Origin of the sequence: Streptomyces sp. NPDC090108, from assembly GCF_044747185.1 — a bacterium.
Taxonomy (GTDB): Bacteria; Actinomycetota; Actinomycetes; order Streptomycetales; family Streptomycetaceae; genus Streptomyces.
In genome coordinates this window covers 47713-60030 of record NZ_JBIVDQ010000006.1, presented here as the reverse complement: position 1 = coordinate 60030, position 12318 = coordinate 47713, and the positions used below count along the sequence as shown (strand labels likewise).

12 protein-coding genes are annotated in these 12318 nt (G+C 71.7%); 8 read left to right on the top strand and 4 right to left on the bottom strand.

Annotated features, from left to right (window positions below; all coding sequences use genetic code 11):
- Positions 1-47 precede the first annotated feature (47 nt).
- Positions 48-425, top strand: coding sequence for an STAS domain-containing protein (locus ACIPRD_RS21925; protein WP_356406108.1), 378 nt, complete (start codon positions 48-50; stop codon positions 423-425).
- A gap of 272 nt (positions 426-697) precedes the next feature.
- Positions 698-1258 carry an ATP-binding protein gene (locus tag ACIPRD_RS21920; protein WP_356406106.1) on the top strand — a complete coding sequence of 187 codons (561 nt, stop codon included), beginning with the start codon at positions 698-700 and terminating at the stop codon, positions 1256-1258.
- A gap of 233 nt (positions 1259-1491) precedes the next feature.
- Here ACIPRD_RS21920 and ACIPRD_RS21915 read toward each other — a convergent pair whose 3' ends face one another.
- Positions 1492-2997 (bottom strand): oligopeptide:H+ symporter, encoded by a 1506-nt coding sequence (locus ACIPRD_RS21915; RefSeq protein ID WP_356406104.1) that lies wholly within the window; start codon positions 2995-2997, stop codon positions 1492-1494.
- Between the two features lie 487 nt (positions 2998-3484).
- On the opposite strand from ACIPRD_RS21915, the gene ACIPRD_RS21910 reads away from it, so the two are divergent.
- Positions 3485-4162, top strand: coding sequence for a response regulator transcription factor (locus tag ACIPRD_RS21910; RefSeq protein WP_020940464.1), 678 nt, complete (start codon positions 3485-3487; stop codon positions 4160-4162).
- A 116-nt stretch (positions 4163-4278) separates the two neighbouring features.
- On the top strand, positions 4279-5550 hold the full coding sequence (locus ACIPRD_RS21905; RefSeq protein ID WP_356406101.1) for an ATP-binding protein: 1272 nt from the start codon (positions 4279-4281) through the stop codon (positions 5548-5550).
- A gap of 231 nt (positions 5551-5781) precedes the next feature.
- Here ACIPRD_RS21905 and ACIPRD_RS21900 read toward each other — a convergent pair whose 3' ends face one another.
- Positions 5782-6318 carry a GtrA family protein gene (locus ACIPRD_RS21900; RefSeq protein ID WP_356406099.1) on the bottom strand — a complete coding sequence of 179 codons (537 nt, stop codon included), beginning with the start codon at positions 6316-6318 and terminating at the stop codon, positions 5782-5784.
- Between the two features lie 206 nt (positions 6319-6524).
- On the opposite strand from ACIPRD_RS21900, the gene ACIPRD_RS21895 reads away from it, so the two are divergent.
- From ACIPRD_RS21895 to ACIPRD_RS21880, 4 genes are all read left to right on the top strand, one after another.
- On the top strand, positions 6525-7664 hold the full coding sequence (locus ACIPRD_RS21895) for a 5-(carboxyamino)imidazole ribonucleotide synthase (RefSeq protein ID WP_356406097.1): 1140 nt from the start codon (positions 6525-6527) through the stop codon (positions 7662-7664).
- Positions 7661-8182, top strand: a complete 522-nt coding sequence (gene purE / locus ACIPRD_RS21890; RefSeq protein WP_356406095.1) for a 5-(carboxyamino)imidazole ribonucleotide mutase — start codon at positions 7661-7663, stop codon at positions 8180-8182. The genes ACIPRD_RS21895 and purE overlap by 4 nt, the downstream gene beginning before the upstream one ends.
- Positions 8183-8187: 5 nt before the next feature.
- The gene (locus ACIPRD_RS21885) at positions 8188-9366 is read left to right on the top strand and encodes a dipeptidase (RefSeq protein WP_401565244.1); all 1179 of its coding nucleotides are present in this window, start codon (positions 8188-8190) and stop codon (positions 9364-9366) included.
- 194 nt (positions 9367-9560) lie between these two features.
- Entirely contained in the window at positions 9561-10709 is a 1149-nt protein-coding gene (locus tag ACIPRD_RS21880) for a dipeptidase (RefSeq protein WP_401565241.1), read from the top strand.
- Between the two features lie 118 nt (positions 10710-10827).
- Here ACIPRD_RS21880 and ACIPRD_RS21875 read toward each other — a convergent pair whose 3' ends face one another.
- Entirely contained in the window at positions 10828-11781 is a 954-nt protein-coding gene (locus tag ACIPRD_RS21875) for a hypothetical protein (RefSeq protein WP_401565238.1), read from the bottom strand.
- Between the two features lie 104 nt (positions 11782-11885).
- Positions 11886-12311 (bottom strand): hypothetical protein, encoded by a 426-nt coding sequence (locus ACIPRD_RS21870; RefSeq protein ID WP_356406087.1) that lies wholly within the window; start codon positions 12309-12311, stop codon positions 11886-11888.
- Positions 12312-12318 lie beyond the last annotated feature (7 nt).

Below are 12318 nucleotides of genomic sequence, written 5' to 3'. Positions count from 1 at the left end.
GTAGTGTTCGAAGGCATCAGCGGCCACGACCTCGGGAGAGAGACGGCATGGACCACGGGACGGTCGGCAGCGCACAGTCGGGCCGGCTTCTGGTGGAGGTGCGGGAAGAGGGCTCCAGCGCGGTAGTCACACCGGCGGGTGAGCTCGATCACCACACCGCCGATCTGCTGCGTGAGCCGCTCGACGACCTCCTCGCGAAGGGCTTCTCGCGACTCGTCGTGGACTGCTCGCGGCTGCAGTTCTGTGATTCCACAGGACTGAACGTGCTGCTCGGAGCACGCCTGAAGGCGGACGCCGCCGGAGGCGGGGTCCACCTCGCGGGGATGCTCCCCGTCGTTGCGCGCGTGTTCGAGATCACGGGGGCCGAGGCGGTCTTCACCGTCCACGACTCCGTCGAGGCCGCGCTGTCCGACGAGTCGGGCTGAGCCCCGCTTCCCCCACGCCGCTTCACCCGTCACGGTGAACAGGGGGGTGTCCCGCCGGAGCTGCCGGGCAGGAGTCATCCTGACGAACCCGTCGGCCGCCGGCCGCCGCAACGCCTCGCGGGCCGGTTTCCCGGCCCGGGAACGGTGTGCGGGGCACAGCAGCGGCACAGGAGTGACATGAGGGGACGATCGACGACCACCGACGTACGGCGGTACCGAACGGAGCCGGACTTTTGAATCGTGAACTGGTGAATCGGTGAGGTGAGGCGCTGATGAGCACCACCCGGCCCTACTCGCCGGGCGACCGCGGCCCGGAGCCGAGCGGCGCTTCGGGAGTGTCCGACGGTGGCGTGCCGGTGGCCGGCGCGTCCACGGGGGAAGCCGCGCCGCCGGCGTCCGCCGAGGGCGTGCGGCAGGTCCCGGGGCGGCAGATCCGCAGGCTGCCCCTGCACGGCGAGAGCGGCGTCGTCCCGCTGGCCCGCGACTACACCCGGCAGGCCCTGTACGCGTGGGGCTGGCTGCCGGCCGCCGGCGCCGAACAGCGGGCCGCGGCGGAGGACGTCCTGCTCGTCGTGTCCGAGCTGGTCACCAACGCCTGCCTGCACGCCGATGGCCCCGACGAGCTGTTCCTCGCCTGCGACGGCAAGGTGATCCGGCTGGAGGTCTCGGACCGGGGCAACGGCCAGCCGGCACCCCGCACCCCGCACCGCGCCGGCCGTCCCGGCGGCCACGGCATGTTCATCGTCCAGCGGCTGTGCCTGGACTGGGGCGTCGTACGCACCCCCGGCCGCCCCGGCAAGACGGTCTGGGCGGAACTCGGCGCCCCGGCCTGACCGCGGGCGCGCCGCCCGCCGTACCCCTTGCGCACCGCCGGACACCTCGGGTGTCCGGCGGTGCGCCTTTGTGTCCGCGGGCCCTCGTGGCCGCGGCGTCGCAGGTGACGACGGCGTCGGAGGCGTGCCGGGGGATGCCGGAGGGCGCCGGGGCGCCGGGGATGCCGGAAGGGCCACCGCTTCCCCCCGAGGGATGCGGTGGCCCTTCCGTCGTCCGGCCTGCGGGTGAGCGCCTAGTTGACGCTGCCCATCAGGGCCTTGACCTTGTTGCGGTAGACCCAGACGGCGACACCGGCGAGGACCGCGAGCACGCCCTCCAGGGCGACGAAGCCCATCTTGTCGAGGTTGACCCCGCCGACGGCCGGGTTCGACAGCAGCGCGGTGACCGAGTCGCCCGCGGTGACCGCGAGGAACCAGACGCCCATCATCTGCGAGGCGTACTTCCTCGGCGCCATCTTCGTGGTCACGGACAGACCCACCGGCGACAGCGTGAGCTCACCGACGGTCTGGATGAAGTAGATCGCGACCAGCCACATCGCCGCGGCCTTGTGACCGCCCTGGGCGATCGACAGCGGGGCGAGGAAGAGGAAGAAGGACGCGCCGACCAGCACCAGACCGGCAGAGAACTTCACGATCGTGCTCGGCTCCTGGCCGCGGCGGTTCAGCCACAGCCACAGCCAGGCGAAGACCGGGGCCAGCGCCATGATCATGATCGGGTTGACCGACTGGTACCAGGAGACCGGGAAGCCCCAGCCGGCGATGGTGTTCTTGGCCGACTCGTCGGCGAAGATCGACAGGGTCGAACCGCCCTGGTCGTAGATCATCCAGAAGATGGCGGCGGCGGCGAAGAACCAGACGTACGCGGAGACCTTCGAGCGCTCGGCGTCGTCGAGGTCCTTGTCGCGGCGGATGCGGACGATGACCAGGATCGGGATGACCAGACCGATGATCGTGAGCGGGATCAGCGCCCAGTTCAGGGTGAAGTGACCGGTGCCGCCGACGATGCCGTAGAAGACCGCGGCGATGGCCAGCCAGATCAGGCCCTTGCGCAGCGTGGCGGTCTTCTCCGCGGCCGACAGCGGGGTCGGGACCTCGTTGCTCTTCTCGCTCAGGTGGTGACCGCCGAGCAGGAACTGACCCAGGCCCAGTGCCATGCCGACCGCGGCGAGCGCGAAGCCGAGGTGCCAGTTGACGTTCTCGCCGACGGTGCCGATGACCAGCGGAGCGGCGAAGGCGCCCACGTTGATGCCGACGTAGAAGAGGGTGAAGCCACCGTCACGGCGCGGGTCGTCCGCGCCCTTGTACAGGTGGCCGACCATCGTCGAGATGTTGGCCTTCAGCAGACCCGAACCGATGGCGACGAGGATCAGGCCCACGTAGAAGCTGGCGGAGAACGGAACCGCCAGGCACAGGTGGCCGATCATGATGATCGCGCCGGCGACGGCCACGGTCTTGCGGGGACCGAGGAAGCGGTCCGCGATCCAGCCGCCGGGCATGGCGAGCAGGTAGACGAGCGACACGTACACCGAGTAGATCGCGGTGGCCGTGCCCGCGTTCAGGTGCAGGCCACCGGGGGCGACCAGGTACAGCGGGAGCAGAGCCCGCATGCCGTAGTAGGAGAAGCGCTCCCACATCTCGGTCAAGAAGAGAGTGGCCAGGCCGCGGGGGTGGCCGAAGAAGGTCTTCTCGGGACCGGGGGTGCCCGGTCGGACCGAGTCCTTAGTCAGGCTGGACGCCATGGTCGTTCCTTGCTGGTCTGGACGCGCGATGGAGCGCTGCGCGCCCGATGGGGGCCGGCACCGGCAGGGTCGGTCGTCCACCCCCACGCCCAGGGGGAGCCCGCACCGGCGACCGGGGCGGAGGACAGCGACCACCGGGATCCACGCCCCGGACGCTTCACTGCGTCCGGAGCCCGGCCAGAGGTCATTCCTTTCAAGGCTGACCTTCGTCAGCCCACACACGGGAGAAAGACCTTCAGCGTCACTGCCAGCCGAAGGTCTCCGGTGTGCTACAGGCGTTCAGATCACCATACGGCAGTACACCGCCGGATATGGAAGGACTTGAGACGCGGATCACAGGCATTCGGGGAACCGCAGCGACTGTTTCGGAGGCATCTCCTACGATCGCATCCCCAAGGCAATGGTTCGTACCAGCGGCACGCCAAGGTAAGAATCCGCGGAACCGGTCACACCCCTGGACCACGCGCGGGCGGTCTACCATCACCTCATGACTCGTGTACTGCTCGCCGAGGACGACGCGTCCATCTCGGAACCGCTGGCTCGCGCCCTGCGCCGGGAGGGTTACGAGGTCGAGGTACGCGAGGACGGACCCACCGCGCTCGACGCCGGCATGCAGGGCGGTGTCGACCTGGTCGTGCTGGACCTCGGCCTGCCGGGCATGGACGGCCTGGAGGTCGCCCGCCGGCTGCGTGCCGACGGTCACACCGTGCCGATCCTCATCCTGACCGCGCGCGCCGACGAGGTGGACACCGTCGTCGGCCTGGACGCCGGCGCCGACGACTACGTCACCAAGCCCTTCCGGCTCGCCGAGCTGCTCGCCCGGGTGCGGGCCCTGCTGCGCCGCGGTGCCGCCGAGCCGCAGCAGCCGCCCGCCACGCACGGCGTGCGGATCGACGTCGAGTCGCACCGGGCCTGGATGGGGGACGAGGAACTCCAGCTCACCGCGAAGGAGTTCGACCTGCTGCGCGTGCTCGTGCGCGACGCCGGCCGCGTGGTGACCCGGGACCAGCTCATGCGGGAGGTCTGGGACACGACCTGGTGGTCGTCGACCAAGACGCTCGACATGCACATCTCCTGGCTGCGCAAGAAGCTCGGCGACGACGCGGCCAACCCCCGCTACATCGCCACCGTGCGCGGCGTGGGCTTCCGGTTCGAGAAGAGCTGAACCACCGGGGCACGTCCTCCCGGGGCCCGCGCCCGCGCCCGCTTCGGGGCGGGCGTGCCCCGCATCCCCGCGGGGTTGCCACACTGGTGTCGTAGAGCCACCCCCGGAGGGCACCCGTGCGTCGTCGTCTCATCCAGTCCACCCTTGCCGTCGTCCTCGTGGTGATCGCCGTCTTCGGCGTGTCGCTGGTGATCGTCGAGACGCGGACGATCAGCAACAGCGCCCAGGAGCGGGTGGAGTCCGAGGCGATCCGGCTCGCCAGCATCGTGGACAGCCGGATCCTCGCGGCGGAGAACGTCAACGCCGACGTGCTGCGCAATCCGGTCAGCAAGGAGCAGTACGCGGTGATCCGCGTCCCCGGCCGCCCGCCGATCGAGATCGGCACCCGGCCGGAGGGGGACGTGATCCACTCCACGCAGCACGGCGAGGAGGGCGAGACGGTCACCGTGCAGGAGCCGCGCTCCGCCGTGACCCGCGAGGTCGGCCGCACCCTGCTGATCATCGGCCTGGTCGCGCTGCTCGCCGTGATCGCCGCCGTGCTGCTCGCCGTGCGCCAGGCCAACCGGCTGGCCTCCCCGCTGACCGACCTCGCCGAGACCGCGGAGCGCCTCGGGTCGGGCGACCCGCGCCCGCGGCACAAGCGCTACGGCGTCCCCGAGCTGGACCGGGTCGCCGACGTGCTGGACTCCTCCGCCGAGCGCATCGGCCGGATGCTGACCGCCGAACGGCGCCTCGCCGCCGACGCCTCCCACCAGCTGCGCACCCCGCTGACCGCGCTGTCCATGCGGCTGGAGGAGATCACCCTCACCGACGACCCGGACACGGTGAAGGAGGAGGCGACCATCGCTCTGACCCAGGTGGAGCGCCTGACCGACGTGGTGGAACGGCTGCTGACGAACTCGCGCGACCCGCGCACCGGCTCCGCCGTCACCTTCGACCTCGACGAGGTCATCCAGCAGCAGCTCGCCGAGTGGCGTCCCGCCTATCGCAGCGTCGGCCGGGCCATCGTCAGCTCCGGCAAGCGGCATCTGCGGGCGGTCGGCACGCCGGGCGCGGTCGCGCAGGTGCTCGCCGCGCTGATCGAGAACTCGCTCATGCACGGAGGCGGCACCGTCGCGCTGCGCACCCGCGTCACCGGCAACCAGGCCGTCATCGAGGTCACCGACGAGGGGCCCGGGGTCCCGGCCGACCTGGGCGCGCGGATCTTCGAGCGGACCATCAGCGGGCGGAACTCCACGGGCATCGGCCTCGCCGTGGCCCGGGACCTCGCGGAGGCGGACGGCGGCCGGCTGGAACTGCTCCAGACGCAGCCGGCGGTCTTCGGACTGTTCCTGTCCCGCACCGCACCCGCCCGTAAGCAGGACGGCGAGCACCCGACCGTCCGCTGAGGAACCCTCCGCGCCCCCGTGAGCGCCCGCGGGGCCTGCGGCTCTCCGCCGGGCCTGCGAGGCCTGTGGGGCGTACGAGCCTCCGCGGGGCCTGTGAGGCCTGTGAGGTCTGTGGGGCGTACGAGGCCGGTGGGGCGCCGACTGGACCCCGTGCGGCTTGCGAGAGGGTCGCTGGACCCTGTGGGACGCGCGAGGGGCCGGTGAAGGGGGCCGTGCCGCCCCGCCGGGGCGTCAGACGCGCTGGCGGGCCTTGGAGCGCTTCTGCTGACGGGCGACCGAGTGGCGCCCGCCGGCCGGGGCCGGCCCGGTGGTCACCTCGGTGGCACCGGCCACGGCGTCCCCGGCGGGCATCGCCTTGAAGACCCAGCTGCGGTACGACCAGAAGCGGAACAGGGTCGCCACGCCGATGCCGACGAACTTGAAGACGTTGCTCTGCAGCGGCGTGTCCCAGCCGAGGCCGTAGGTCGCGAGGAACAGCACGCCGTTCTCGATGACCAGGCCGATCGCGCTGAACACCAGGAACAGCACGAGCTCGCGCGTGCGGCCGTTCTTGTCACGGTCCCGGTACGTCCAGTAGCGGAACCCGACGTAGTTGAAGACGATGGCGACGACGGTCGCGATGATGCTGGCGCGCACCACCGGCAGGTCGGAGACGTGCCGGACCAGGTTGAACACGCCGAGGTTGACCAGGACACCGGCACCGCCGACGGCACCGAACTTGGCCAACTCGCGTACGAGCCGTTGCAGCCCCGAGGAACGAGGTTCCATGGCTGTGCAGCTCCCGTCGGTAGGTTTCGTCGGCCAAGCCATGTTAGCCAGGTGATCCCGTTCACGCCTGCGGACCCCGCCACAGCGTGGAAACAGGTCGGAAAGAGCCGGGAAAGCACGGGGAAAGCACCGGCAGGGCACCGGGCGCGAGGAGGCGGCCGGGGACGGGCTCCGGACCTGGTGCGCGCGGCCGATACGCTAGGGGGGTGACGTTCCCGGTAGTCGGCATGGTCGGCGGGGGGCAGCTCGCGCGTATGACGCACGAGGCGGGCATCCCGTTGGGCATCAGGTTCAAGCTCCTCAGTGACACTCCCCAGGATTCCGCGGCGCAGGTCGTGAGCGATGTCGTCATCGGCGACTACCGCGACCTCGACACGCTGCGCGAGTTCGCGCGCGGGTGCGACGTGATCACCTTCGATCACGAGCACGTACCCACCGAGCACCTCCGGGCCCTGGAGGCGGACGGCATTCCCGTCCGCCCGGGGCCCGACGCGTTGGTGCACGCCCAGGACAAGGGCGTCATGCGTGCGAGACTCACCGAGATCGGGGTGCCCTGTCCGCGCCACCGCATCGTGGCGGATCCCCAGGACGTGGTCCGCTTCGCGGCCGAGGGCGACGGCTTCCCCGTCGTCCTGAAGACCGTCCGCGGCGGCTACGACGGCAAGGGGGTGTGGGTCGTGGAATCCCCGGAGGAGGCCGCCGAGCCCTTCCGCGCCGGAGTCCCCGTCCTCGCCGAGGAGAAGGTCGACTACGTCCGCGAGCTGGCCGCCAACGTCGTGCGCTCCCCGCACGGGCAGGCCGTCGCCTACCCGGTCGTCGAGTCGCGGCAGGTGAAGGGCGTCTGCGACACCGTGATCGCCCCCGCGCCCGGCCTCGACGAGTCCCTCGCGCTCGCGGCCGAGGAGATGGCCCTGACCATCGCCAAGGAGCTCGGCGTCGTCGGCCACCTCGCCGTCGAGCTGTTCGAGACCCGCGACGGACGCATCCTCGTCAACGAACTGGCCATGCGCCCGCACAACTCGGGCCACTGGACCCAGGACGGCGCGATCACCTCGCAGTTCGCCAACCACGTCCGCGCCGTCCTCGACCTCCCCCTCGGCGACCCGCGCCCGCGCGCCCGCTGGACGGTCATGGCCAACGTGCTCGGCGGCGACTTCCCGGACATGTACTCCGCCTACTTGCACTGCATGGCCCGCGACCCCAAGCTCAAGATCCACATGTACGGCAAGGACGTGAAGCCGGGTCGCAAGGTCGGGCACGTCAACACCTACGGCGACGACCTGGACGACGTGCTGGAGCGCGCCCGTCACGCAGCCGGATACCTGAAGGGCACGATCACCGAATGACCCCTGTTGTAGGCATCGTCATGGGGTCGGACTCCGACTGGCCCGTCATGGAGGCCGCCGCCCAGGCCCTCGACGAGTTCGAGATCCCCTACGAGGTGGACGTCGTCTCCGCGCACCGCATGCCGCGCGAGATGATCGCGTACGGCGAGCAGGCCGACGGACGCGGCCTGAAGGTGATCATCGCCGGGGCGGGCGGCGCCGCCCACCTGCCCGGCATGCTCGCCTCCGTCACCCCGCTCCCGGTCATCGGCGTGCCCGTCCCGCTGAAGTACCTGGACGGCATGGACTCCCTGCTGTCCATCGTGCAGATGCCGGCCGGCGTGCCGGTCGCCACCGTCTCCGTCGCCGGCGCCCGCAACGCCGGTCTGCTCGCGGCCCGCATGCTCGCCGCCCACGACGAGGAGCTGCTCCAGAAGATGCGCGAGTTCCAGCAGGACCTGAACGACCAGGCCACCGAGAAGGGCAAGCGTCTGCGTGCCAAGGTCGAGGGCTCCAGCGCCTTCGGCTTCGGGAAGTGACGCCCGTGAGCTCCCTCGAAGAAGCCCGCGCCCTGCTGCGCGAGTTCCCCGTCGTCGACGGCCACAACGACCTGCCCTGGGCCCTGCGCGAACAGGTCGCCTACGACCTCGACGCCCGCCCCATCGACGCCGACCAGAGCGCCTACCTGCACACCGACCTGGCCCGGCTGCGCGCCGGCGGCGTCGGCGCGCAGTACTGGTCCGTGTACGTCCCCTCCGACGAGCCCGGCGCCGCCACCGCGACGCTGGAGCAGATCGACTGCGTACGGCAGCTCATCGCCCGCCACCCGGCCGAGCTGCGCGGCGCGCTGACGGCCGCCGACATGGAGGCCGCGCGGGCCGAGGGCCGTATCGCCTCGCTCATGGGCGCCGAGGGCGGCCACTCCATCGACGACTCCCTCGCCGTCCTCAGGGCCCTGTACGCCCTGGGCGTCCGCTACATGACGCTCACCCACAACGACAACAACGCGTGGGCGGACTCGGCCACCGACGAGCCGAAGGTCGGCGGTCTGTCCGCCTTCGGCCGTGAGGTCGTCCGGGAGATGAACCGCGAGGGCATGCTCGTCGACCTCTCCCACGTGGCCGCGACCACCATGCACGCCGCGCTGGACACCACGGCCGCACCGGTGATCTTCTCCCACTCCTCCGCGCGCGCCGTCTGCGACCACCCGCGGAACATCCCCGACGACGTGCTGGAGCGGCTGCCCGCCAACGGGGGAGTGGCGATGGTGACGTTCGTGCCGAAGTTCGTCCTCCAGGCGGCCGTCGACTGGACGGCGGCGGCCGGCGCCAACCTGCGCGCCCACGGCTTCCACCCCCTCGACACCACGCCCGAGGCGATGAAGCTGCACCAGGCCTTCGAGGAGAGCACCCCCCGCCCGATCGCCACGGTGTCGACCGTCGCCGACCACCTCGACCACATGCGCGAGGTCGCCGGCATCGACCACCTGGGCATCGGCGGCGACTACGACGGCACCGCGTTCACGCCCGACGGCCTGAACGACGTCTCCGGCTATCCCAACCTGATCGCCGAACTCCTCGACCGCGGCTGGTCGAAGACCGACCTGGCCAAGCTGACCTGGCAGAACTCGGTCCGCGTGCTCGGCGCGGCGGAGGACGTGGCCCGGGGCCTCCAGGCCACCCGCGGCCCGTCGAACGCCACGATCGGCTCGCTGGACGGCTGATTCACCCGTGCGGCGGTACCCGGGAGCGGTGCCCGCTCGGCACCGTTCCGGTACCGCCGCAGCAGCCCGGAGGCCGCGGGCGCCGTACCCCCGAACGCCCCGTCCGCCAGGAAATACCCTTCCGCTCCGTGCGACCGTGACCCTACGCCCGCCACAAGCACGACGTGGCTCACGACGACGCACGGAGCCCGCGCATGGCCGACCTCCACGACGACGCGCCCACCACGACCGAGGTCGCCGAGCTCCCTGACGACCCCTTCCCCGCCGAGCCCGGCGCCCGCGGGGCCGGGGACGGCGCAGAAGGCCTGGACGGCCGGGACGACGGGGACGAGGAACTGGGCCACGCCCGTGCCCTGCTCGCACGGCACCCCGTAGCCGACGGCTACAGCGGGCTGCCGTGGGCGCTGCGCCACCTGGACCGCTACGACCTGGAAGCGGGCGAGACGGCCGTCGACACGGACGTGCCCCGGCTGCGCGAGGGCCGGGTCGGCGCCCTTTTCTGGTCGCTGCACCAGCCCGAGGGCCCGGCCGCCGGCCGCGCGGTGGCCACCGTCCTGGACCAGCTCGACCTGGCACGCGCCGTCATCGGGTCCCACCCCGACGGCCTGCGCCCGGGAACCACCGCCGGGCAGATCATCGACGCCCGCAACTGCGGCCGCGTCGCCGTCGTCCTCGGCCCCGCGCCGGCCGCCGCGCTCGACGGCTCCCTGGGCGTCCTGCGCTGTCTGCGCGCCCTCGGCCTGCGCGTCCTCACCCTGACCGGCGCCGCCTGGGCGGACGGCCCCGGGCTGAGCCGGTTCGGCGAGGAGGTCGTACGGGAGATGAACCGGCTCGGCGTCGTCGCCGACCTCTCCGGCGCCGGGGAGGCCACCGTCCTGCAGACCCTGGCGGTCTCCAGGACCCCCGTCCTCTGCACCCGCTCGGGGGCCGCCGCGCTGCGCCCGCACCCCGCCAACCTGTCCGACGCCCTGCTCGCCGGGCTGGGCGAGGCCAGGGGGCTGTGCATGGTGCCGCTGACCGCCGAGCAGACCGGCCCGGCCGTCGCGGACGTTGCCGACCACCTCGGTCACGTCCGTTCGGTGGCCGGCCCCGAGTGCGTCGGCCTGTCCGGCACCTACGACTCCGGGGTCACCCATCCCCGCGGTCTCGCCGACGCCTCCCGCTACCCGCACCTCGTCGCCGAACTCCTCCGCCGTGGCTGGTCCGACTCCGAGCTGTCCCTGCTGACCTGGGGAAACGTCCAGCGGGTGCTGCGCAGCGCCGACTTCGCCGCCAAAGCGGCCCAGGACCGCCGGGAGCCGTCGACGGCCCGGACGACGGAGTTCGACGCCCGGTCCCGGTAGGAACCGCCGCCCGCGCCGGGCCGGCGTGCGTGCCCGGCCGGGCCCGGCGCGCAGGCCCGTCACTTCCCGGATGCTCCCGTCGCTCCCGGCCGTTCCTGTCGCTTCCGGGCGGCTCCCGTCACTTCCCGGCGGCCTCCGTCGCGGCGGCGTTCTTCAGCGTCACGTCGATGCTGCGCCGGACGCGCGCCATCCGCCCGGCCCCGGCCTGGATCTCACGCTTCTCGTAGGCCGACTCGACGGCGAACCACGTCCCCACGACATTGGTCTTCCGCTTGCACCGGGCGTCCGCGGCGGCCGTGTCCCGCTCACGCTTCGACGGCGCGGGGGAGCGCCACGCGGGATCCTTCACGGCGGCCTCGGGGTTCGGGTAGCCGAAGCCCTCGGCCTTCATGCACGCCGACCACTCGGCGAAGACGGACTTCAGCCGGGCATCGGCCATGGACCGCACATAGCCGTCGAAGTTGATGTCGACCGCCGCCTGGGCGTCCTGGATCGTCCCGCCGCCCGCCGTCAGCTTCGCCTCGGCCTCGCCCACGCAGCCGCCCTTCGGGACCGTGATGCCGTGGTACTCGGCACCGGGCGGCAGAGCGCCCGCGCCGGGCAGCGACGGCGCGTTCCTGCCGTGCCCCAGCACCCTCTCCATGTCCGGGGACAGCGGCTTGCGCGACGGACGCGCCGCGCCCCGCGCCTGCTCCTGGGCTCCGTGATAGCCGGTCACCGCGGCGACGGCGGGGTCGGTGGGGTCGTACCGGTGGGAGGTCTGGTTCTGCTTCTTCCCGAGGTTGGGGTTCTCCGCGTCGAAGTCGAAGCCGAACCGCTTCATGCACGACGTCATGAGCGCCGACCTGGCGCGCTCGATCCGGACGTTCTCCTCCGGGCTGATCAGATACTTCTCGATGGGAAGCCGCTGGTCACGAGTGCTGTCGAGCTTCGGCGCGGCGCCCACCCGGGGCGGCGACGGCGCCCGCTGCGGCAGGGTGTCGGTCGTCGCCGGCGCGCAGCCGGTCGACATGCAGCTCAGCGCGGCGAGAACGGCGAGGACCGCGAGCGCGGTCGGACGTGCCGAGGCCATGTGTGGCGTCCTTCGGGGATGGTGCTCTGACGACGTACGCGGTGCAGGGGCACCCCGTCCTGACGAGATGCCCCTGCGCCCGATGCTGGTCCTGCGGCGAGGCCTTACGGGCACACGGCGTAGAAGTCGAAGCACTGCGACGCGTTGTTGTTCTTCAGCGTGGAGTTCAGGTTGGCCCCGGTCTGGCGCTTGATGTACTGGCTCGGGCCGCTCATGTTCGAGTTGTAGTAGATCGTCACGCTGTAGGAGCTGTCGTAGTTGTAGACGGACGCGGCGTTGTTCTTGACGTAGATGCCGGAACCGTTGCCGCCCGAGAAGGTGTACCAGTTGGGCTCGCCGTAGTTGTCGGCCCCGTGGCTGGTGCCGTCGGGGTCCCAGAACGTGGCGCCCTGGAAGTTCGAGTTGTAGAAGATGCAGGCTCCGACACTGCTGTTGCAGCCGGCCGCCTCCGCGGCGGGAGCCGCGACGAGAGCGACACCGAGTGCTGCCGCGGCCACCGCGCCGGCGGCGACCTTGTTGCGCATGCCCATGGAATTC